This is a genomic window from Psychrobacter faecalis (genome assembly GCF_016107575.1).
GTDB classification, from domain to species: domain Bacteria; phylum Pseudomonadota; class Gammaproteobacteria; order Pseudomonadales; family Moraxellaceae; genus Psychrobacter; species Psychrobacter faecalis.
Genome location: NZ_JABAST010000011.1, coordinates 46239 through 69878 on the forward strand (window position 1 = coordinate 46239; position 23640 = coordinate 69878).

The following is a 23640-nucleotide window of genomic DNA, read 5'->3' on the forward strand; positions in this document are numbered from 1 at the left end:
TTTTACTTTTAAGACTGCTCTAACATTTGCTTATAAATCGCTGCATCGCTGGCTGAAAAACAGCAAAAAATGACTTCACGAATTGAAAGCTCAGACATTTCGCCTAAACTATTTTGTAGATAATCTTTTACCGTACCCATAGCAATTTGCGCTGCTTTTTCGATTGGATAGCCATACACGCCGGTACTGATAGATGGAAAAGCAATGCTGCTTAGATTATTTTGAACTGCTAAGTCCAGCGAGTTTCGATAACAGCTGGTGAGTAGCTCTGGCTCGTGACGATTGCCACCATGCCAAACAGGGCCGACCGTATGAATCACATACTGGCAAGGTAGCTTAAACGCTGGACTGATTTTAGCATCACCTGTCTGGCAACCATTCAAAGTACGACAATACGCCAATAATTCACGTCCCGCTGCCCGATGAATTGCACCATCGACACCGCCGCCACCAAGCAAGCTTGAATTGGCCGCATTGACAATCGCATCAACATTTAAGGTGGTGATATCGGCTTGCAGCACTGACAAAGTAACAGTGTGCTTATTATTTTCATTAGCAGCAGAAATTTGCTTTTGAGCAATAGGTTTTATTTGATTATTAGACCTTTGGTTATTAGACATGGCAGCACCCTTTTTATATTGAACTTAATATACTTTAGCGTTTTTAGCGTCACTCGACTATATCGCTTACGTTATCAATAATCTTTAATATACTATCTCTCAAAAAAGGCGCAAAAAAATAGGCTACCGATTTGGTAGCCTATTTGCAAAGTCATTGTATTTATATCATTTAAGCATCACGTTTCTTTTCTAAAAACAGCATATCAATAACAATCAGCGCCACACCAATACAAATACCAATATCGGCAATATTAAAGATTGGATAATGCCAAACGTCGGCGTAATGCACGTGAATAAAATCAATCACGTGACCATGGAGCAAGCGGTCAATCAGGTTGCCAAGAGCGCCACCAAGCACCAGAGCCAAACCAAACGATAACAGCTTGGCTTTACGCGGTGCTTTGACGAGATAGACGATTAAAAATAGCGACATTACGAGTGCCAGTCCGGCAAAAAACCATTTTTGCCAACCTGCTTGGTCTGCTAAAAAACTAAACGCCGCGCCATAGTTATAAGCAAGCGTCCAATTTAAAAACGGCTCAATCACGGGCACAGGCTCAAGGAAATTGAGATTGGTTTCAGCCAACCACTTCGTCCACTGGTCAACGATAAGCACAGCAAGCGCCAGCAAGTACCATATAAAGGCGCGACTGCCATTAGCGACCATTTTTGGCGTCTTCTTCAGACGACCTTTAGGCGTGGTTGAGCTACCTGTAGTCGCATGCGCAGGCGTAGGCGAGTTATCGGCCTCAACCTGCGGCTGCTTATTTTTAGGTGAGTTAGGCATAATGGCGCACCTCGCCGTCGCCTGCGACGTTGGTCACGCAGCGTGCGCATAGTTCAGGATGCGCCGCGTCTGTACCGATATCATCACGGATGTGCCAGCAGCGTACGCATTTGGTGCCCGTCGCCGCGCTAACGTCAACCACTAAATCACCCGATGCATCTTCATTTTCATTGTTATCGGCTTTTGCGCTGGCTTTATCAGCAGGCGCGGTGCTCATTGGTTTTAACGTTGCGCTACTGGTAATCAGGACAAAACGCAGCTCTTCGCCAAGCTTGGCTAAGCTGTCATACATCGCACCGTCAGCATATAAATCAACGCCCGCAGACAAGTTGGCATTGATGATTTTTTCACCGCGTGCGGTTTCGATATGTTTATTGACCATATCTTTTGCTTGCATGATACGTTGCCAGTCGTCGCTACTGATGGCGCTAAGCTCAAATGCTGGGAACTCATACCATGCTTCGGTAAATACGTAGCCTGCGTCAGTGCCGTTTTTACCTTGCAATACTTCCCAAGCTTCTTGCGCAGTAAATGATAAAATCGGCGTAATCCAGCGAATTAAGGCATGAGCGATATGATAAATCGCCGTTTGCGCAGAGCGACGCGGCTGTCCATCAGTTTGGGTAGTGTACTGACGGTCTTTGATAATATCGAGATAAAAGCTACCCAAGTCTTGCGAGCAAAACGCGGTGATATGCTGGGTGACTTGGTGAAAGTCCATCGCATCATAAGCACTGATGATTTGCGCTTGTACCGTTTGCGCACGCTCAATAATAAATTTATCAAGGCTAACCAGCTCATTGATATCAACGCTGTTGGTCGCAGGATTAAAGTCGTCGGTGTTGGCCAGCAAGAAGCGTAGGGTATTACGGATACGGCGATACATGTCGATGGCGCCTTTAAATACCGTTTTACCCGCGCTCATCTCATAACGATAGTCGCTCGAGGCAATCCACAAACGTAGCATATCCGCACCGGTTTTATTGATCTCGTCTTGCGGCGTGATGATGTTGCCAAGTGACTTACTCATCTTGCGCCCGTTTTCATCGACGACAAAACCATGGGTCAATACTTGTTTAAATGGTGGACGCTGGTACATCGCCTCAGACGTGAGTAATGAGGTCTGGAACCAACCGCGATGCTGATCCGAACCTTCGAGATACATATCGGCAGGATTGGTCAGCTCATCGCGCTGCTCAAGGACGGCAAAATGCGTCGTTCCTGAGTCAAACCAAACGTCTAGCGTATCGGTTGCTTTATCATAGTCTGCCTCTTCCGCCCCTAAAAAGTCTTCACAGCTGGCATCGAACCAAGCTTCAACGCCGCCTGCAGCGATTTTTTGCGCGGCCACTTCCATCAGCTCTAGCGTATTAGGATGCAGCTCGCCGGTTTCTTTATGAGTAAAAAAGGTAATCGGCACGCCCCACGTACGCTGGCGTGAGATACACCAATCTGGGCGACCGGTCATCATCGCTTCAATGCGGTTTTGTCCCCAAGCTGGCGTCCAATTGACAGAAGGAATATCAGCAAGCGCACGCTCACGCAGACCTTTGGTTTCCATACTGATAAACCACTGCGGGGTGGCGCGGAAAATAATCGGCGACTTATGACGCCAGCAATGCGGATAGCTGTGCTCGATTTTGGTATGGTTGATTAAATGGCCGTTATCATGCAGTGCTGCAATGATTTGCGGATTGGCTTTATAGATATGCTCACCGGCAAATACCGCCGCGCTGTCTAGATAAACGCCCGTTCCACTGACTGGGTTTTCAACCGGCAAGTTATATTTCAGGCCAACGATATAATCGTCAAGACCATGCCCCGGTGCGGTATGGACGAGGCCAGTACCGCTATCCGTGGTTACGTGCTCACCTAGGATTAGCGGCACTTGACGCTCGCTAATCAATGGATGCTGGGCGCGCAGACCTTCAAGCTCGCGTCCTGAAACGGTAGCTAAGATACCATCGTTAGTCAGTTTAAACTCGCTTAATGCACTTTCAACCAAGTCAGTGGCTAATAAGAAGTTACCTTTGGCAGTTGCGACCACGCTATAGTCATGCTCAGGGTGTACCGAGATGGCTTGGTTTGCTGGTAACGTCCAAGGGGTTGTCGTCCAGATAATTGCGGCGATGTTACCTTCAATGCCGCTTAATGCTGCAACCTTGTCGGTATCTAAGACGTCAAAGCTCACATAAATAGCATCAGAGACTTTATCTTGGTATTCCACTTCAGCTTCTGCTAGCGCAGAGCTACAATCCAAGCACCAGTTGACTGGCTTCATGCCGCGGGTGACGTGGCCGTTGTCATAAATTTTAGCAAGCGCACGTACGATATTAGCTTCTTGATGGAAGTTCATCGTCAAATAAGGATTGTCCCAATCACCAAACACGCCCAGACGTTTAAAGTCAGCCTTTTGTAGCTCAATCTGGGTACTTGCATATTCGCGGCATAGGCCACGAAATTCAGTTGCTGAGACTTTTTGACCGACCTTACCGACTTTAGCTTCGACTTTTTGCTCGATAGGCAAACCGTGACAGTCCCAACCTGGCACGTAAGGCGCATCAAAGCCTGACAAGGTTTTTGACTTGACGATAATGTCTTTTAACACTTTATTGACCGCATGACCTAAGTGAATCTGACCGTTGGCGTATGGAGGACCATCATGCAAAATATATTTGGTTGCGCCCGTCCGCGCCTGACGAATTTTGCCGTACACGTCGTCGGCTTCCCAAGCCGCCAGCCAGTCTGGCTCACGTTTGGCAAGGTTGGCACGCATCGCAAATGGCGTATCGGCAAGGTTTAGGGTGTCTTTATAATCGTGGCTTGGGGTGTCGGTACTTTTATCAGTCATAGAAGGTGTCTTATAAGATGATGGTTAAAGGTTGTGTTTAAATTCAGGCGTAAGATTAAAGATATATGGGGTTAAATATTGGATGATCGATGCTAGTCTTTTACTTATTACTTGAAAAAATTTGCTTAAAAAACATGGCGCAAAATAGGTTGCTTATCACTTGATTTTAAATGGACACGTCCATCATAAATACTAATCAGACGATTGCAACAAAAAATATTTTTAGCAGAATACTTAGAAAAGGGAATAGGAGTACGGCAGCTATTATATGACAAAATGAGTAGGGTAAAAAGAGCTGGCCGGTATCGTCCTATTTTTAGCCAAAAGCAATGACTTATAGCAGCAATGCGCCATCTATTAAAGCATAGGTCTAGACCCCTTAATTGACCATTTATTAGATTTTATACTATTGACCAAGGGTTAAAAAACTTCTGATAACCACAAACGCAATTTGAGCGACCAAAGCGGCTGAATACCGGTCAAGCCTTGCGTCATCTCGCCATCTTTCAAAACCACATAAGACGGCGTTACTTGGCCTTGCCAATCAGCAAATATCTCACCTTCTTGGTCATTGATAGTGGTAAAGCGGTAATTGTGTTCGGCAAGGTAGCTATGCAACTCTTGGTCAGAACCGGATTTAATCGCAATCGTTACCACAGGATAATTATTCGCCGCCGCAAGCTTATCTATCGTTGGCGAGGTTACCCGACAAACCGGACACCACGTTCCCCAAAAGTATACCAGCGTTGGCTTATCCCGACTCATCGCTGCCAAATCAACGCTTTGCCCTTGATAGTCGGTTAGTTGCAATTGCGGATTGGCTGGCATGACCGGTTGGCGCCACCAGTTAATCGCCATATAAATGATCGTAAATGCCAAACCATATATAAGCAAATTTTTAGCAACAGACAATAGCTTTTGCTTGGGCGTTTTTTTTGGCGTCTCAGGGGTTTTTGTAATATTGAGATTAGAATCAGTGGTCATAATGGCTGCTTTTTTGCGCTTAAATGTTAATAGATAAAAATAAACGGCTGAATGGTCAGCCGTCTTATTATAATTTTTAGATTGTTATGTTTAATGCTTGTCTTTTAATATAAGCGCTTAAGGTTTTTTCGCGCGGTCTTGCAATGGGTCACCGATAAGCACGCTACCTGAGTTTTCACGGCGCTCAGCATCTGATAATTTACTCGCTGGCACTTTGGCTTTTCTTTTCCACTTTAAGCTAAACAAATCATCACGGCGGTCAAGTAAATTATGTACCGAGCCTTCATTACGAACGTGAATAAGCTTGTCTAAGTTCACGTCAGAGAAAAATACCATCTCAGTATTGGCCGTTGTTTCTGCCATAATCGCATCATGCGGGAACGCAAAATCCGAAGGTGAGAAAATAGACGACTGCGCATATTGAATGTCCAAGCTTTCAACCTGCGGCAAGTTACCGACCGAACCGCAAATCATCACATAACATTCGTTTTCGATCGCCCGTGCTTGGGCACAGTGGCGTACGCGCAGGTAGCCGTTTTGGGTATCTGTCCAAAATGGGACGAACAAAATATCCATGTCATCAAGCGCCATCAAACGCGCAAGCTCTGGGAACTCAATATCATAGCAAACCAAGATACCGATACGACCAGCATCAGTGTCAAATACTTTGACCTCATCGCCCCCTTCAATCACCCACGCGCTACGCTCATGCGGGGTAATGTGGATTTTACGCTGCTCTTCGACCGTACCGTCACGGCGGCACAAATAACTGACGTTATATAAAGTATCATCGTCGTCCAAAAACGGCATGGAACCGGTGATGACATTGACGTTATAACTGACTGCCAAATGCGAAATCTCGTTTTTAAACCATTCGGTATAACCGGCCAAAAAGCGAATCGCGACGTTTTGATCAGTCGATTCACACAGTCCCATCAATGGCGCGTTAAAGAATTCTGGCAAACAAGCAAAGTCAGAGTTGTAGTCGGCCATGATATCGACGAAAAACTCAACTTGTTGCAACAGCTCTTCAGGTGACTCAACTTCACGCATTTGCCACTGAATACCGCCGATACGCACCTCAGATTTACGGGTATTCGGCTTATAATCTTGCGGCTCATAATAGATATTTGCCCATTCAAGCAACGTCGCAAAGCCTTTTGACTGCGCATCATCTGGCAAATACGCGGTCAAAATACGTTTAACAATAAAGCCATTGGATAACTGAAACGACAGTGCTGGGTCATGAATCTCACGCGCTTCTACAGCCTCAATATACTCGCCCGGGGTCAAATCCTGATGATTATGATAATTGGGAATACGACCACCGGCTAAAATAGCGCGGAAGTTTAACTGACGGCACAGCTCTTTACGCGCATCATAGAGCCTACGACCTAAGCGGTAACCACGATATTCAGGGTCGATTAATGCATCTAGCCCATAAATCGCGTCGCCTTCAGGGTTGTCTCTGATGATTTCTTTATGACCGATTAAGTCATCATAAGTATGCGGGTTAGAGAACTTGTTGTAATCGACGCGCATAGAGAGCACGATGCCAATCAGCTCATCGTGGTCAAATAGCGCAATCTGCCCTTCGGGAAAGGCATCAATCAAAGCATGAATGGTGTTTTTTGACCATGCTCCGCCCAAGTTGACATAAACGCGATCCATCAAGGCTTTAAGCTGCGGGTAGTCTTTTTTCTTAATCTCAGCGATGGTTAGGTGAAAGTCATCTAATTTTTCAATTTTGCTCATAATGTTCCTGTCTGTCGTCTCTGTAAATCGGTCTTAATAAATCGATATTAATATTTTTTTGCTAAAAATCTTGCTAAAAAGGGCAGCTATAAATAAGGTTTTTATAAAAAACTGGCTATTAAAAATCGTAAGAAAAGCACGTAAAAGGTGTTTTCGCATAGATGCAATTGCTAAAAATAAACGCCAGCGCCCAGATTTTTCTACGACTTTTTAGACCATAATGTCGAGAAAAGCATATCAATAGGCTTATTTAAACGTTACAATCATTTATCTTTGCATTTACAATGAGTTATACGCAAAAGTTATAAATTCTGCCTTTGTCATTATTTGTTTTAATGAGGCGATTTAGCAAGTTTGCAAGGGTGCATTTTACCACTGTGTTTTGTCTTTATTTTAAATACTCTCTGCGGGTAACTTAATTTTTAGCCCATTTAGAGGACTATCGATTGAATTGAGGACATGCCCTAGCCCTTTATGGCGCAAATGACGCTTATTATCACGTTTCTCTTTGCGCTGGTTATGATAGCAACTCCCATAAACAATCACAGACAAGCGGCGTAATTATTTGCTAGGTTTTTGTTGCCCGATTTTATTACTAGGTCTTATTACCATATTTTATTGCTCAGTTTTCGTGAGGCACCATCTTTACTATCCGTAATATTTTTATTTTTTTACACGTCATTTTAGATGGCGTATTTTTTCGGTTGCCTTCAATGGTGACCTTTTAGGATTTTTATTATGCCCCTAACTCATGCTAATGCCTTTAGCAAATTAGATGAAATAGCAGATACTGCATTGATACAGTTGGTGTATGTCAGTAGCTTGACGCTTGCTTCACGGTTAAATGCAGCAATATTTGATGAGGTAGAAGCTCATGCGCGTGATTATAACGAGCAGCACGGTATCACAGGTACGTTATGTTATGGCAATGGGCATTTTTTGCAATGTATGGAGGGTGAAAAAGCCAAAGTGGCGGCGCTGACGCAGCGCATTTTTGCCGATAAGCGCCATAAAGACGTGCAAGTGCTCGTATTACAAGTGATTACACAGCGTGATTTTTCAGACTGGCGCATGCGTTTGCTGTTTTTGGAGCGTTGGCTTTGGTCACCTGCCACCAAAAAACAAGCAGCGCAATTGTCGCCGTATCTACCCTTTGCGCCGCACGGTTGGTCAGCTGAGCGTACCGAACAGTTTTTGCAAATTATCAAAACCTTTGACACTCCGCCTCATATTAAAGCAGCCGGCATTACCTATAACGCGCTTGGTAATATGGTGCGCCACATCGCCGCCCCGCATCAAGCTTTTTTAGTGGTGCAAGGGTTTTTAAGTGTACTGTTGGTCATCGGTTTGGCGCTGCTATATTTATAAGCTGGGCTATGGTGCTAAACAATAATATAAAAATGACGCTAAAATTTGATATTTAGCGTCACTTTTTATGTCATCAAACTTATTGCAATAATAATAAATTGAAGCAATTACATATCAAAAATCTTACCACGGTTCATAATATTATTGGGATCAAATACTTTTTTGACTTCGCGTAAATATTCAATCTCAGTCTCGCTACGGCTATAATTCAGATAGGGCTTTTTGGTCATACCAACGCCATGTTCTGCAGAAACTGAACCACCGTATTTTTGCACCGTTTCAAACACGTATTTATTGACGATTTGACATTCGCTAAAAAAGTCATCTTTACTCATGTTTTCAGGCTTTAAGATATTAAGATGCAAGTTACCATCACCGATATGACCGAACCAACAGACCTCAAAGTCAGGGTAGTTGCTACTGACGATATGATCAATCTCGGCGATAAATTCAGGTACATAGCTGATAAGTACCGAGACATCATTCTTATAAGGCGTGAATACTGAGATGGTTTCAGAGATATATTCGCGCAGCTTCCACAGCTCTTCTGCTTGCGCCAGACTCTGACTCATCACCCCATCGACGACCCAACCTTGTTCCATGCACTCCTCGAATATTGCCATGGCTTTGTCCATGATAGGCTCATACGGCGCTTCAAACTCTAGCAGGGTATAAAATTTGGTGCGCGATTCAAAAGGCTCTTGTACTTGACCATGCGCCATAAGCTTATCAATGGCGACATCGTCAAAGAACTCAAACGCCGTCAAATCAATTTTCGCTTGAAAAGCCGATAGCACATTCATCACATCAGTAAAGCTGTCCATGCCTAAGACCATGACGTTTAAGTCTTGGGGCTGACGCTCAAGCTTGATTTGGGCATGAGTGACTAGACCAAGCGTACCTTCGCTACCGATAAATAATTGGCGTAAATCATAACCGGTGGCGTTTTTTACCATACCGCGATTAAGCTGCAAGATATCACCTTTTCCAGTGACGACAGTCAATCCCATAATCCATTGACGGGTCATGCCATAACGAATCACTTTAATACCGCCAGCATTGGTGCCGATATTACCGCCAATTTGACTGGAACCTGCTGAGGCAAAATCGACAGGGTAGTAAAGCTCTTTTGATTCGGCGAATTGTTGCAGCTGCTCAGTGACCACCCCCGCTTCAATCTCAACCATGCGGTCAGCAGGATAAAACTGTCCAATATGATTCATCTTATCCATACTGACGACAATCTCGCCATTGGCGGCGACGGCACCAGCTGACAAACCGGTACGACCGCCACTTGGGGTTAAGACCACATTGTGCTCATTGGCAAGGAGGACAATCGCTTGTACTTGCTCAGTAGTCTTCGGAAAGACGATAGCAGCAGCAGCAGGCGCAAAATGCTTGGTCCAGTCTTTGCCCCAATGCTCGAGGCTCTCGCTATCAGTTTTGATTTGGCTGGGGTCAAACTGATGGACATCGAGCAAGCTGCTTAAGATATTTTGGATAGCAGTGGTAGTGGTTTGAGAATCATTTTGAGTGGTAGTATTGCTTTGGCTAGCTAAAGAAGTCATGGTCAAATCTCGGTAGAAACGCAAGCGCTATGCATAAAAGGGATTATTATATCGCTAAATGGATATAACCCAGCGGTGCTAACTGTGTTTATATAAATAAGTAGGTTTAGATAAGTATAAGCGAGCGCGTAGCGCAATGATAGATAGAGATGCTGTCATACGCCCATCTGTCTCGCTTAAATCGTTAAAAAACAGTTTAATAAGGTTTGGTTATAAGTTTTATATACCATGATTCACTATAGCATAAAAAGTTTTCAGGCTTGATAAGCAATAATTCATCTAATCTGCTAACATCGCTGCCAAATTTTGTGTAAGATATCCAGACTGTTTTCGTTTCATCCATCAGACTTATCCCACTGATGATTTTTATAAGACAATTATAGGACAGTTCTCACATGGCGTTATCACTACAAAAAGACAAGATCCGGTTTTTATTGCTTGAAGGTCTACATGACAATGCGTTAAAAGTATTGGAAGGGGCTGGTTACCATAACATCGAGAATATCAGTCACGCCCTAGATCAAGATGAGCTGATCGAAAAGATTAAAGATGCTCACTTTATCGGTATTCGCTCGCGCACGCAGCTGACGCGTGAAGTGCTTGAGCACGCCCACAAGCTGATCGGTATTGGCTGTTTTTGTATCGGTACCAACCAAGTCGACTTGGACGCCGCTCGTGATTTGGGTATTCCTGTCTTTAACGCGCCATATTCGAACACCCGCTCGGTCGCTGAGCTGGTACTTGCCGAAGCCATCATGCTATATCGCGGTATCCCTGAAAAAAATGCCACCGTCCATCGCGGTGGTTGGGGCAAGTCTGCGACCAACTCGCATGAAGTGCGTGGCAAAACCATCGGTATCGTGGGTTACGGCTCTATCGGCTCGCAATTGTCGGTATTGGCGGAAAGCTTTGGTATGAAAGTCATCTATCACGATGTTGTGACCAAATTGCCACTGGGTAACGCTGTACAAGTTGGTAGCTTAGAAGAGCTATTATCAACCGCTGATATCGTCACTTTGCATGTACCTGATGTGCCAAGCACGCGCTACATGATGAAAGCTGAGCAGTTTGCGCATATGAAAGATGGTAGCTACTTTATCAACGCCGCTCGCGGCACCTGTGTTGAGATTGATGATTTGGCAGCAGCCCTTGAGTCAGGTAAAATCTTGGGCGCAGCGATTGACGTGTTCCCGAAAGAGCCAAAATCTGCTGATGAAGAGTTTGAATCACCACTACGTAAATTCGATAACGTTATCTTGACGCCGCATATCGGTGGTTCAACCCAAGAAGCGCAAGCAAATATCGGTCTTGAAGTTGCCGATAAGTTTGTTCGTTACTCTGACCAAGGTGATACCGCAACTGCGGTGAACTTCCCAGAGGTTTCTGTACCGTTTAAAGAAGGCACGCATCGTCTGCTGCATATCCACAAAAACGTCCCAGGCGTATTGTCACAGATCAACCGTCTGTTTGCTGAAGCGCATATCAATATTTTAGCGCAGAGCCTCATGACCGAAGGTGACGTTGGCTATCTGGTGATGGATGTGGATTATAACGATTCACGTGCTGCTCTAGATCAGCTAAAAGACGTCGAAGAAACCATTCGCGTACGTATCTTATTTTAATAGATTATTCATAACGCTTAAGACTGACGGTATAAAGATACGTTTAACGTCTTAAAGTAAGTTAAATGAAATAGCAGATGACCTTGGTGGTTGTCTGCTATTTTTTTATGTTGGGTATCGTTATAAGTAGTAGAGATTTGATTTGGTTTGCTTTGCTTGATTTTGCTGCGTTAGCGACCTTCAACCACGATAGTCCTACAAAAGTCCTAATGAGTGAGCAGGTTGAGGCTGGGTAATATTGAATGAGTACAACCATTGAACCATTTAAGACAAAACCATGCAAAATAAGACGACAACAATAAATTGTAAAACGACAACTTTATCACGGCTTAACCCATGACCACCATATTTTATACGATTGGACATTCCACCCGTAGTCTTGAAGAGCTGATTAAAATGCTTCAAGCAGCCGATATCGAACTGCTCATCGATGTGCGCAGCTTTCCGCGTTCTCGTACCAATCCTGTCTTTAATATCGATACTTTTCCAAAAGCACTCAGTCAAGTTGGCATCAGTTATCAGCACTGCGCCGACCTTGGCGGGCGACGTCCGAAGCAAAAGCAGGTCGATGAACACATTAATGATCTATGGCATGTGCAGGCTTTTCATAACTACGCGGATTATGCGTTAAGTGATACTTTTCAAGCCGCTCTCGATCAACTTATTCAACTCGGGAAAAAACAGCGCCTTACCCTTATGTGTTCTGAAGCAGTATGGTGGCGTTGCCATCGGCGTATCATTACCGACTATTTACTGCTGCGAGGCCATAGGGTAGAGCATATTATGGGCGTTGGTCGCTTGGATGTTGCCAAGCCAACACCCGGGGCTGAGCTAAAGGGTCAAGGCCAAGTAATTTATCCAGCGGTATAATATAAATAAGAGCTATAAAAAAAAGAGACGCTGTTGGCCTCTTTTTTATAGCTCTTATTTAACAAGACTTATTTAATAAACCTTAATGCAGTTAAGCTTTGGTTGATTTAGCTTATTAAGCTTTGGCTTTATTGGCGGTTTCCGCTTGACGGCGAGCTTCAATCTTAGCTGCTTTGCGCTTTTCAATCACATCGATCACATCGCTACCAATATGCGCTTCACCACGTTTTTTTGCCAACTGCATTTGGTGCTCGCGCTCACGAAAACGCGCTTTTTGCTCTTCGGTTGCTTTATCGATACAGTGCGGGCACGATTCGCCTTTGATATAGGCAGCGCTTTGCATATCATCTTGAGTAATTGGCATGCGGCAAGCAAAACATTGCTCGTAGTTGCCTTTCTCTAAATTGTGATTGACCGAGACACGGTTGTCAAAGACGAAGCAATCGCCTTGCCACATGGACTCGCTGGCTGGAATTTCTTCTAAATATTTTAAAATCCCACCTTCTAAATGATACACCTCTTCAAAACCTTGCTCACGCATAAAGGCTGTCGATTTCTCACAGCGGATGCCGCCGGTACAGAACATGGCGACTTTTTTATGTTTCGCAGGATCGAGCTCTTTTGCCACATACTCTGGGAACTCGCGGAAGGTTTCGGTATTTGGATTAACCGCGTTTTGAAAAGTACCGATTTGAACTTCATAATCGTTACGTGTATCAATCAAAATAACCTCAGGGTCTGAGATAAGCGCATTCCATTCACTTGGCTTCACGTAGCGACCGACCGACTGTAATGGATCGATATTCTCCACGCCCATGGTGACGATTTCTTTTTTGAGCTTCACCTTGGTGCGATAAAAAGGCTGGGCATCGGTATACGACTCTTTAAAAGTAAAGCTGCCGATGGCTTCGATACTGCGCAGATATTCTAAGACATTATCAATTCCTTGGCGGCTACCAGAAATCGTGCCGTTAATACCTTCGCTCGCGATTAATAACGTGCCTTTGACGTCATTCTCTAACATGGTATTTAAAATGGGCTCACGATATTGCTCAAAATCGGTAAAGCGGGTGAACTTATAGAGGGCGGCAACGACAATATTATTGGTGACGCTATCGTATTCGTTGGCGTGAGTTGACGCTTGTACGTCAGTCGTTTGTGAGGTACTCATGTGTTTCTCCTGCTGGCTAGGTCGCAAACCTAGTGCATTGGGCTTAAGGTGCTTTTTAAAATTCACTGTTAAAATGAATTGGTAAGATTCATAACACTAGCGTGGTTGTGGAATTGGCTAATGCGGGCGTAGTTTAACAAATTTTAAAAAGGTTTTGGAGGTTTTATCCTCCTATAATTTCATCGAAATATGACAGATCATAAAAATGGCAAATAAAAAGCCCAGTATGATACTGAGCTTTTTTATATTTACTGTGTAAAGTCTAAATTACAACTTACTTACTTTGGAACCAAGTATCGGCTTTGCTACGCGCGCTAGCGATATCAGCACTTGATAAGTTTAATGCCAATTGACCGATTTTACCGCGTGCTTTATTGCGGACTTTTTCATCCAGCATGCCATCACGGGCAGCCAAGTCGTACCATTTATAAGCATCGACCAGATTTTTTTGCTTTTCATCGAGCAGGGCAAGCGTATAGCTGGCACGGTTATCACCGCGCATCGCGGCTTTTTCTAACCATAGACGCGCTTGTTGCAAGTTAGGTTGAACGCCTTCACCGCGCAAGTACATGATAGCAAGATTCAACTGAGCAGGGGCGACGCCTTGCTGAGCGGCCTTGGTATACCACTGGATAGCTTGCTGGGTGTTTTGGGCGACGCCTTCACCTTTTTGCAAACGCTTGGCTAAGTAAAACTGGGCGTGGTTATTACCTTGGGCAGCGCTGGCAGACAGCTCACTGATAGGCATTAGCTCGAAACGTGAGGTATCAAGTGGCACGTTTGATATTAACTCAGCGTTGGCAAGGCCCGCACAAGAAAACAAGGCAGTAAACAACGCAGCTTTTAATAATTTCATAGCAGCTCCAAAATTAGGCAGTTAATAAGCAAAAGAAAAAGTTGCACCGCTAAAATGGTCTCGCTTGAGACAGTTAGGCGGCGATAACAATTAGGTGAAATTTTGCGCTACCTTCTTACCTAATCATTAGCAATAACATTTATATATTTAGTGGTCGTTACCTCAAATAGAGCCGATAAACGGTTAAAAAATCCGATAAACGGTCGTATATGGGGTATGACTGACACTATTTCGCTAGCTTAACACCCAAACTTACGAAACTCAAATACTAATTACACGATTTAAAGCCTACTTATACCTCGCGGTCCTCAATAAAATCATAGAGTTACTTAAGCGTAAGAATAAATTAACATTCTATTAAGGTTAACATTATTACTTTTTTATTTAAATTTTCGTTAATAACCCGTGCGTAAACCTCACTATTAAGCAGGTTTTTGTTTGGTGACCCGATAAATAGCGACGTCTGCGAGCAGATTGGGTGCTTGTCTGATTAATGCGGTCATCAGCGGCTTATGGCCTTTTTCAGAGTCACTGACCGCAAAGCGATTAATGATATGAATATCATGCTGCGCGCACAGCTGCTCAAAGTCTTTAAAGGTACACAAGTGAATGTTTGGAGTGTTATACCACTCATAAGGGAGCGCTTCTGAAACCGGCATCAGCCCCTTTAAGCCTAAATGCAGGCGGTTTTGCCAATGGGCAAAGTTAGGAAAGGTAATCACGGCTTCACGGGCAACGCGTAGCATATCGAGCAGCAATATATCGGGCGCTTTTACCGCTTGCAGGGCGCGCGCCATAACCACGGTATCAAAGCTATTATCGGCAAAACGACTCAAGCCATCATTGAGGTCTTGCTCGACGATGGATAAGCCTTTAGTGATGGCTTCATTGATTTTATCTTCATCAATCTCAAGTCCATAACCGGTGACGCCTAGATTTTGCTGTAAATGCGCGAGCAGCTCGCCGTTACCGCAGCCTAAATCCAGCACATGCGAGTGCGGCGCTATCCAACGCTCAGCCAATTGATGATCCATTCTCATGAGCGTGCTCCTTTGGCTTTCAAACGATTGGCAATAAATGGCGCGGTCAAAAAGCCTTTAACCGCACCCATATAACGTGGAATATCGAATAAAAACGAATCATGACCGTGCGGGGCGTCGACATTGATATAGCTGACTGGTTTGCCAGTTGCCATCAGTGCGTCGACAATCTCTTGTGAGCGCTCGGGCGCAAAACGCCAGTCGGTGGTAAATGACACCACCAAATATTGGCACTTTGTATGAGCAAAGGCAGCTTTTAGCGCGTTCAGCTCTTTTGCATTGGCTACATTAACGTTATCAGCATTGTCAGCAGTAGCAATATCCGCGCTACTGTTTACCGTTTTCTCAAGCTCTTTCTCAGTAGAATCGGCTTTTACTGCTGCGGCGAGGGAGGTTTCTAGCTCTGCCGATGATTGTATTGATGAGTCTACCGCTGACGGATAATCACGCGTCGGGTCAAAATAATCTAATGCTTTGGTCATCAGCAAATAAGTATTGGCATCGAAGTTTTCGCTAAAGCGTTCGCCTTGATAGCGCAAATAGCTCTCGACCTGAAATTCGACATCATAGCCATACATAAATTTGCCAGACTTTAAATCACGACCAAACTTTGCCTTCATCGCATCATCGGTCAAGTAGGTGATATGACCGACCATGCGAGCAAGAATAAGCCCGCGCCGAGGATAAGTACCCGCCTGTAAGTAACGCCCGTCTTTAAAATCAGGGTCAGAGAGAATGGATTGCCGCGCGACTTCGTTAAAGGCGATGTTTTGCGCAGAAAGCTTTGGCGTACTGGCTATGACCACGCAGCGTTTTAAGCGTTCTGGATAATCGACCGACCATTGCATAGCCTGCATGCCGCCCATCGAGCCACCGACAATGGCATGCCAAACCTCAATACCCAAGCGGTCTGAGAGCATGGCTTGGGTTTTTACCCAGTCTTTGATAGTGACAAGGGGGAAGTCGGGGCCATAAACCTGCGCTTTACCCTCATCGCTTACACTGTCTGGATTGATGGTGGTCGGACCAGTAGAGCCAAAGCAGCTGCCGATATTATTGACGCAAACCACAAAAAACTGATTGGTATCGATGGCTTTATTAGGGCCTATCATATTGTCCCACCAGCCCGCTTTTTTATCGTCGTCACTATGGAAGCCTGCCGCATGATGGCTACCTGATAGGGCGTGGCATATAAGGATAGCGTTTGATTTGTCGCTATTGAGCGTGCCATAAGTTTCAAATATTAAATCGAATGAAGGTAGGGTGCGATTGCACTCCAAGGTCAATGGCTCAGCGAAATGAAAAGTCTGCGGCGTGACGAGGCCAACTGAGCCTACCGAATCGATAGAATCGGTCGCATTAGCAGAATGGTTGGTGGAATGTTCACTGGTACTATCAGAACGTGCGCTCAAAGCTACCTCACAAAACAACAGTTACAGTTATGGATAAAACAATGGTTATGGATAAAAAACGGTTATAAATAAAACAAACCTAGAATCGCGACAATAAGGGGTCCAACTACTTTCTTATTATAAGCTTGTCTATTGTATGGCGATGCGCCTAGGAGTACAACCTTGATAGGCAGTCTTTCAGGCAAAGTATCAGTAGCTGAGGTATTAACGGTGTCGCAATCCTAAACCGCATGTGTTTTGCCCTGCGTTTTTGGTGGATAAAATGCTACACTGATGATAAGTATCAGCCTTTTTATTTAACCATAATTTGGTATGTGATTGACTATCGTCTGCTTAGTATATTTTGATAATTGCCAAGGGTGATTAATTAAAGCTTAATAGTCCTATTGCTAAATAAATGGCTAAAATATATGAGTTTTGAAATTCCTTTTAGCTGATCAAAGCTTATAACTTCACAATAACATAATCCAAGAATAGATAATGCCCTTATGAAACCTCAATTGCCGCCCCGTATTGCCGTTTTACTAGTCAACCTAGGTACGCCAGATGAGCCGACCGCGCCCGCCGTCCGTCGTTATCTAAAACAGTTTTTGTCCGACCCGCGCGTGATTGAAATCCCTCAATTCTTGTGGGCGATTATTTTAAATCTGTTTGTCCTACCAAGTCGCCCAAAACGTGTAGCAAAGGCTTATGCCAGTATTTGGGAAGGCGATTCGCCCATTCGCAAAATATTAAACAGCCAAGTTGAGCTGCTCGAGCCGCGCTTGGCAAATAGCGTGGCGCCATTTCGTGTTTCTGTACATGCAGCGATGAGCTATGGCAATCCGGGTTTGCCTGACGTGATGGATACACTAAAAAGCGAGGGGGTTGACCATTTTGTTATCTTGCCGTTATTTCCGCAGTATTCTGCCTCGTCTGGTGGTGCAGTCTATGATGCCTTGACCAAATGGACGCTAAAGCAGCGCAACTTGCCAAACTATAGCATTGTCAAAGATTACTTTGCGCATCCGCTGTATATTCAAGCATTGGCCAACTCGATTCGCCGCTTTCAAGCCGAGCATGGCAAGCCTGAAAAGCTGATGTTTAGCTTTCACGGGATTCCGCAGCCTTATGCTGATAAAGGCGATCCGTACCCAAAACGCTGTAAATGTACCGCTGCGCAAGTGGCGCACGAACTTGGTCTGCAAGATGACGAGTGGATTATCAGCTTTCAGTCACGCTTTGGTAAGCAAGAATGGGTCAAGCCGTATACCGATGTGGTATTAGAAGATTGGGGCAAATCTGGGGTGCGTTCGGTACAAGTGGTTAGTCCGGCATTCTCTGCTGATTGCTTAGAAACACTGGAAGAATTGGCAATCGAAAACCGTGATAATTTCTTAAATGCAGGCGGGCAAGAGTATCATTATATTCCAGCATTAAACCTAGATGAGGCGCATATTGATTTGCTTGAAGCACTCAGTTTGCCGTTGGTTAAAGGCTGGGCTGGTACACTCGATGGCTGGGTTTAATGGTTTTCTTAAGTCAAAAAAATACCGGACATAATGTTCGGTATTTTTTTCTAAATGAATTTCCATTTTATCAGTACATAATGTCTAAAAATTATCATCATTAGAAACTTTAGCCGCATCTCTGTCAGCAATATCGACGATGTCAGGATAATCTTTATCGTCTAAATTGTCTTCAACCAACACCTCATCAATCCGAGCTTCATCGATATTTTGGCGATGTATCGGGGTCAGTCCTTGGGTGGCATCCGTGCCGACTTCAGAATTATTAAATCCTGCGCTATTATCGATGACATCGTCGTCGTCAAACGTATGTAGCATAGGATTGTTTAAATCAATCTCTTGGCTACCGTCTTCATTATCATCAATGCTGCTATCGCCTTCATTATCATCAATGCTGCTATCGCCTTCATTATCATCAATGCTGCTATCGCCTTCATTATCATCAATGCTGCTATCGCCTTCATTATCATCAATGCTGCTATCGCCTTCATTATCATCAATGCTGCTATCGCCTTCGATATGATCCATCTCTTCTGGTAATGGGGTTTTTGAATTGTCCATGGTTATGTCCTCATTATAGTTATAATTACGATTAAACGGGTTGTTTATAATTATCAAAATTATGCTTATCAGTGTGCCGCGTTATAATTGCAACTAATAGTAGTGAGGTGTCACAGGATGTGCAAAAAATGTAAGGATAGATAAAGAATGGCTGCCAGTACGAGTTAAGTAGGCAGCCATAAAAAGGTTTTAGCGTTCATTATTTTTCTCAAAACTATTTTAGACAGTTAACTTAGAATAATTAACCTAGTAATTGGCATTGCACGGTTCGTGTTGATTTGGCTGATGTAAAATATAATTTTCAAAATCGCCAAGTTTAAACCGCCACAAGTAAATCAAGGCAATCGTATAAATGATCGTCTCGGAAACCTCTTCGACCATTTCTCCGATACTTTCGGGGATAACAATGGCATTTTCGCCCATATATTGTAAGACCGCCAATACAGCGACTGCAATATACAGGCTGATATTAATATCTTTTAATACCGCCCAAAGGTAACGCCATGAATAGGCGAGCAAGCCAATGATGACAAGTAAAATAATGGCAAGTACGTTATCTTCCCACCAATCATAAGAATGGGTGAGGAGTGAGAAATCACTAGGAATAAAGAGCTCTGGTAAGTAGTTTAATTCACGACGAATCACTTCAAAGAACACCAACACAGAGGCTAGCCAAAAGTAGCTGCTTGGTTTGCTGCGGCTTTGTATCACATACTGCGTGCAACGTAGCATACAGACTAACAGGATAATATTACCAGGGATTTCGATGATGCTATCTGAATGTAAAATGGAACGCTCCTAGCTTTAAAAACAAAAAAGCGAGCGCGAAGGCTCACTTTATATCGTAAATTACCGCGTAAAAACCAATATTTAAAGCATTAACAGGTAAAAAACCGTCTAACGTAGACTTATTATACTGCTAAGAAAAGCTTACGGCTATGAGTAATGATAAACGCTATCGTTTAAGCTTTTATTTTATTTAAGTCATTAATGCGCTTCGTCCCAATTACTACCAATATCGGTTTCAACCAATAACGGTACGGCAAAGTTCACATGCCAGCCTTTTGCAACAGCCGTTGTGGTCAACACATCCTGCATAGCGTCGGTAATCAGCTGACGAATGCTATCGACCTTATCGCTATCGACTTCAAACACCAGCTCATCATGGACTTGCAGCAGCATTTTTGCGTGCTCTTTTGGCAATACTTTATCGACCGCTATCATTGCAAGCTTGATTAAATCCGCCGCTGAGCCTTGCAGTGGGGCGTTAATCGCCGCCCGTTCAGCGCCTTGCTTGACCATACGATTGCTATGATTGATATCAGGCGTATAAAGCTTACGGCCTAATATTGTCTCAACATAACCTTTTTCATAAGCGCTGGCACGGGTATTAATCATATAGTCTTTGACGCTTGGATAACGCTCAAAATACATATCGATATAATCTTGCGCCTCGCCGCGGCTCATCTGTAGCTGCTTGGCCAGACCAAAAGCGCTCATACCATAGAGCAGACCAAAGTTAATGGCTTTAGCATTGCGGCGCTCAGTGGCGCTGACCTCTTCAACGGCTTTGCCTAAGACTTCAGCAGCGGTTGCCGTGTGAATATCTAAGCCTTCGTTGAAGGCGCGCGTTAAATTGACATCGCCTGAGAAATGCGCCATCAGACGTAGCTCGATTTGTGAATAATCCGCAGCTAAAATCACGCGACCTTCTGGGGCAATAAACGCTTGGCGAATCAGGCGACCGGTCGCGGTACGAATAGGAATGTTTTGTAAGTTAGGATCGGTTGAAGATAAACGCCCAGTACTGGTCAGTGCTTGATGGTAGCTAGTATGCACGCGGTCAGTCTTGGCATCTGCGACATTATCAAGGGCATCGGTATAAGTGCTTTTAAGCTTCGATAAACCGCGATATTCAAGGACGATTTCAACCAACGGGTGGTCAATCTTTGACAATACCGCTTCGCCAGTCGAGTATTGACCTGACTTGGTTTTTTTACCGCCCGCAACGCCTAGCTTTTCAAACAGCATCTCACCGAGCTGTTTTGGTGAGCCAAGATTAAATGCTTCACCAGCGACTTCATAAGCGCGTTTTTCAAGTGCAATGATTTCTTCGTCGAAACGTTGCGATAGCTCGTTTAAGAATGGGCGCTTGATTAAAATGCCATTTGCTTCCATTTGGCAGAGTATTTCCGCAGTTGGAATCTCTAACTCGTGTAGCAGCTTGGCATTGTTTTTATCTGCCGCCAGTTTTTCGCTAAATAAATCAAACAGCTGATAGGTAATGTCGGCATCTTCACAGGCATAATCGCTGGCCAAATCAATGGTAACTTGGTCAAAACACACTTGCTTAGCGCCTTTACCAGCAACGTCTTCAAAGCTGATAGTTTGCGTATGCAAATAATGGCGTGCCAAATCATCCATACCGTGGCGAGTAGCGGCCGCGTTAATTACATAACTGGCAAGCATGGTATCCATCGCCCAATTATTAGGTTTGTCATGAATACTGCCTAATAAATCGATATCATAAAAGCTAAGAATATGGGCATCATATTTTAAATGTTGACCGATTTTACCAATGTTTGGATTTTCTAAGATGGGTTTTAAGCGCGTCAACACCATATCGCGGTCAAGCTGTTTGGTAATCAGCTCATCGCCTTCTAGATGAGCTAGCGGCACGTAATAAGCTTCGTGAGCTTTTACCGCAAAAGACAAGCCAACCAATTCAGCCTGACGCCAATAAACGCTGGTGGTTTCGGTATCAATGACAAAATGCGGTGCAGATTCTAATAATGTAACCAAGCTATCAAAAGCAGGCGCATCTAAAACCGTGTGCCACGCTTTATCATGACTTTTACTATCTTTGATATTATCGATAACACTTGATTGTAGAGATTTGGCGATTTGCGCTTGCGATTCGGCATCCGCTTGACTGTCGGCAACGCTTTGTGCGCCATTCCCATTAGCATTGGCGGGATGATTGGGATGGTCGAGTGATGCCAACTCATTTCTAAATTCAAGCTCGCTATAGAGTGCGCGTAGCTCATCGATATGGGCGCACGGGTCGGTATTGATTTTTAAATCTCGCCAATCTTGACCAATTTCTAAATCAGTGACGATGGTTGCTAATTGCGCATTAAAGGGAATGTCGTCGGCATATTCGACCAGATTTTTGCCAGCGCGTCCTTTGATATTGGCGACGTTTTTGAGCATGTTATCAATGTTGCCGTATTCGTTAAGCAGGTCTTTGGCGGTTTTTTTACCGATACCGGGTACGCCTTTAATGCCATCAGAGGAGTCGCCCATCAGCGTTAAAAAGTCAATCATTTGCTCAGGATTAATGCCAAATTTTTCCACTACGCCTGCGCTATCAGTGACTTTACCGGTAAAGCTGTCTTCTAATATCACGCAGTCATTAATCAGCTGCATCATATCTTTATCACCGGTCGAGATAACGACGTGATGACCTTCGGCAACGGCGCGATGGGCTAGAGTGCCAATAATATCGTCGGCTTCCGCGCCTTCGATACGTAATAATGGAATCCCTAGCGCCACCACCAAACTATGAATATAAGGAATCTGCTCGGCAAGCTCGACATCCATTTTTGGTCGATTGGCTTTATATTCTTCTGACATGGCATGACGAAAAGTCGGTGATTTGGTGTCAAAGCAGACTGCCATATGGGTTGGATGATAACGACGCATGAGCTTTAATAACGCATTTAACGTCCCACGTATGGCGTTAGTGACCAGCCCTTGAGAGTTTTGCATAGTCTTTGGCAAGGCATGATAGGTGCGAAATAAATAATAAGAGCCGTCGACCAAGATAAAGGGCGGCTGCTCTTTGTTCACATGGCTGGTATCCATCGTTGCCACATTGGGCATGGTGGCAAAGTTTGGTAGCGTATTGGGATTAATGGGCGAGTGCGAGTTGTGATCGTTGTCGGTCATAGAAAGTCACTTATTATTTATTAGGTATAATCAAAAATGAGAAAAAAGATAACCCATTATAACGATAAAAGCGTCGCGTGCCGAATGGCTTAAGAGTTAAGATGTGTACGACTCAAAACGATAGCCAATAAAAAAAGAACCCAGACCAGCTGAGTTCTTTTATCAGTTTTCTTCTGACTAATTAATATTCTTTCTAAGAGTTATTTTACTTCTGACGTCACTTCACTATCGATATTGCCATGGGTGGCTTTCGAATATGGGCAGACTTTATTGGCTTTTTCGACCAGTTTTTGAAATTCATCGGCCGATAGTTCTGTATTTTCACCGATTACGTGAATCTTTACGGCTAATTTAAAGTCCAAACCTTCGCCTTTCATTAAATCTACTGATACTTCGGTAGTCGAGTCAAATTTTGCTTTTTCTTCACCTTTGACCGCTGCCAGTGCGCCATCAAAACAAGCAGCATAACCCATAGCAAATAACTGCTCTGGATTGTTACCGTCTTTACCAGAACCCGGTGCGACCATGTTAATGGTCAAATCACTATCTTTTAGGCTCGCATTACCCGTACGGCCGCCAGTAACGGTAGCTTGTGTAGAATACAATGTTTTCATAACATATCCTTTGTTGTTGGTTTTTATAATTAAATGATTTATCTACTATGTGACCTTCCTTACATGTGATCTTACTTAAAAAGCGATTTTACATAGTAACTC

General features: G+C 44.0%; 18 protein-coding genes. 4 read left to right on the forward strand and 14 right to left on the reverse strand.

All coding sequences use genetic code 11. The features are described 5' to 3' along the window. Positions 1-8: 8 nt before the first annotated feature. The 5 genes from JFC07_RS05415 to JFC07_RS05435 all read right to left on the reverse strand — a co-directional run bounded on the left by JFC07_RS05415 (position 9) and on the right by JFC07_RS05435 (position 6997). Positions 9-620, reverse strand: coding sequence for an O-acetyl-ADP-ribose deacetylase (locus JFC07_RS05415; RefSeq protein WP_082894242.1), 612 nt, complete (start codon positions 618-620; stop codon positions 9-11). A 169-nt stretch (positions 621-789) separates the two neighbouring features. Next, on the reverse strand, positions 790-1407 hold the full coding sequence (lspA, locus tag JFC07_RS05420) for a signal peptidase II (protein WP_082894243.1): 618 nt from the start codon (positions 1405-1407) through the stop codon (positions 790-792). After that, positions 1400-4258 carry an isoleucine--tRNA ligase gene (gene ileS, locus JFC07_RS05425; protein WP_068403996.1) on the reverse strand — a complete coding sequence of 953 codons (2859 nt, stop codon included), beginning with the start codon at positions 4256-4258 and terminating at the stop codon, positions 1400-1402. The genes lspA and ileS overlap by 8 nt, the downstream gene beginning before the upstream one ends. A 420-nt stretch (positions 4259-4678) precedes the next feature. Further along, positions 4679-5242 (reverse strand): protein disulfide oxidoreductase, encoded by a 564-nt coding sequence (locus tag JFC07_RS05430; protein WP_068403998.1) that lies wholly within the window; start codon positions 5240-5242, stop codon positions 4679-4681. A 117-nt stretch (positions 5243-5359) separates the two neighbouring features. Then, the gene (locus tag JFC07_RS05435) at positions 5360-6997 is read right to left on the reverse strand and encodes a carbon-nitrogen hydrolase family protein (RefSeq protein WP_068403999.1); all 1638 of its coding nucleotides are present in this window, start codon (positions 6995-6997) and stop codon (positions 5360-5362) included. A 738-nt stretch (positions 6998-7735) separates the two neighbouring features. Between JFC07_RS05435 and JFC07_RS05440 the strand changes: the two genes are divergently transcribed. Then, positions 7736-8365, forward strand: coding sequence for a BLUF domain-containing protein (locus JFC07_RS05440; protein WP_068404000.1), 630 nt, complete (start codon positions 7736-7738; stop codon positions 8363-8365). Positions 8366-8472: 107 nt separating this feature from the next. Here JFC07_RS05440 and JFC07_RS05445 read toward each other — a convergent pair whose 3' ends face one another. Next, positions 8473-9933, reverse strand: coding sequence for a D-2-hydroxyglutarate dehydrogenase (locus tag JFC07_RS05445; RefSeq protein ID WP_068404001.1), 1461 nt, complete (start codon positions 9931-9933; stop codon positions 8473-8475). 395 nt (positions 9934-10328) lie between these two features. Here JFC07_RS05445 and serA point away from each other — a divergent pair, with 395 nt between their 5' ends. Together serA and JFC07_RS05455 are read left to right on the forward strand one after the other, a co-directional pair. After that, positions 10329-11555 (forward strand): phosphoglycerate dehydrogenase, encoded by a 1227-nt coding sequence (gene serA / locus JFC07_RS05450; protein WP_068404003.1) that lies wholly within the window; start codon positions 10329-10331, stop codon positions 11553-11555. A gap of 336 nt (positions 11556-11891) precedes the next feature. Beyond that, on the forward strand, positions 11892-12425 hold the full coding sequence (locus JFC07_RS05455) for a DUF488 domain-containing protein (protein ID WP_198328514.1): 534 nt from the start codon (positions 11892-11894) through the stop codon (positions 12423-12425). 115 nt (positions 12426-12540) lie between these two features. Here JFC07_RS05455 and trhO read toward each other — a convergent pair whose 3' ends face one another. The 4 genes from trhO to metX all read right to left on the reverse strand — a co-directional run bounded on the left by trhO (position 12541) and on the right by metX (position 16838). Further along, positions 12541-13596 (reverse strand): oxygen-dependent tRNA uridine(34) hydroxylase TrhO, encoded by a 1056-nt coding sequence (gene trhO / locus JFC07_RS05460; RefSeq protein WP_068404006.1) that lies wholly within the window; start codon positions 13594-13596, stop codon positions 12541-12543. A 274-nt stretch (positions 13597-13870) separates the two neighbouring features. Next, positions 13871-14452 carry a tetratricopeptide repeat protein gene (locus JFC07_RS05465; protein ID WP_068404007.1) on the reverse strand — a complete coding sequence of 194 codons (582 nt, stop codon included), beginning with the start codon at positions 14450-14452 and terminating at the stop codon, positions 13871-13873. A gap of 422 nt (positions 14453-14874) precedes the next feature. Continuing rightward, complete coding sequence (metW, locus tag JFC07_RS05470) at positions 14875-15492, reverse strand: methionine biosynthesis protein MetW (protein ID WP_102076707.1); 618 nt, start codon at positions 15490-15492, stop codon at positions 14875-14877. Continuing rightward, a complete protein-coding gene (gene metX, locus JFC07_RS05475) occupies positions 15489-16838 on the reverse strand; it encodes a homoserine O-acetyltransferase MetX (protein WP_068404028.1) in 1350 nt (449 codons plus the stop codon). The genes metW and metX overlap by 4 nt, the downstream gene beginning before the upstream one ends. A 554-nt stretch (positions 16839-17392) precedes the next feature. On the opposite strand from metX, the gene hemH reads away from it, so the two are divergent. Further along, positions 17393-18412 (forward strand): ferrochelatase, encoded by a 1020-nt coding sequence (gene hemH / locus JFC07_RS05480; protein ID WP_198328516.1) that lies wholly within the window; start codon positions 17393-17395, stop codon positions 18410-18412. An 84-nt stretch (positions 18413-18496) separates the two neighbouring features. Here the strand turns inward: hemH and JFC07_RS05485 are convergent, their stop codons facing one another. The 4 genes from JFC07_RS05485 to JFC07_RS05500 all read right to left on the reverse strand — a co-directional run bounded on the left by JFC07_RS05485 (position 18497) and on the right by JFC07_RS05500 (position 23538). After that, positions 18497-18973, reverse strand: a complete 477-nt coding sequence (locus JFC07_RS05485) for a hypothetical protein (RefSeq protein WP_227697956.1) — start codon at positions 18971-18973, stop codon at positions 18497-18499. A gap of 246 nt (positions 18974-19219) precedes the next feature. Then, positions 19220-19705 carry a hypothetical protein gene (locus JFC07_RS05490; protein ID WP_068404014.1) on the reverse strand — a complete coding sequence of 162 codons (486 nt, stop codon included), beginning with the start codon at positions 19703-19705 and terminating at the stop codon, positions 19220-19222. A gap of 255 nt (positions 19706-19960) precedes the next feature. After that, positions 19961-22924 carry a DNA polymerase I gene (gene polA, locus JFC07_RS05495; protein WP_068404015.1) on the reverse strand — a complete coding sequence of 988 codons (2964 nt, stop codon included), beginning with the start codon at positions 22922-22924 and terminating at the stop codon, positions 19961-19963. Between the two features lie 200 nt (positions 22925-23124). Beyond that, complete coding sequence (locus JFC07_RS05500; protein ID WP_068404016.1) at positions 23125-23538, reverse strand: organic hydroperoxide resistance protein; 414 nt, start codon at positions 23536-23538, stop codon at positions 23125-23127. Positions 23539-23640: the final 102 nt, after the last annotated feature.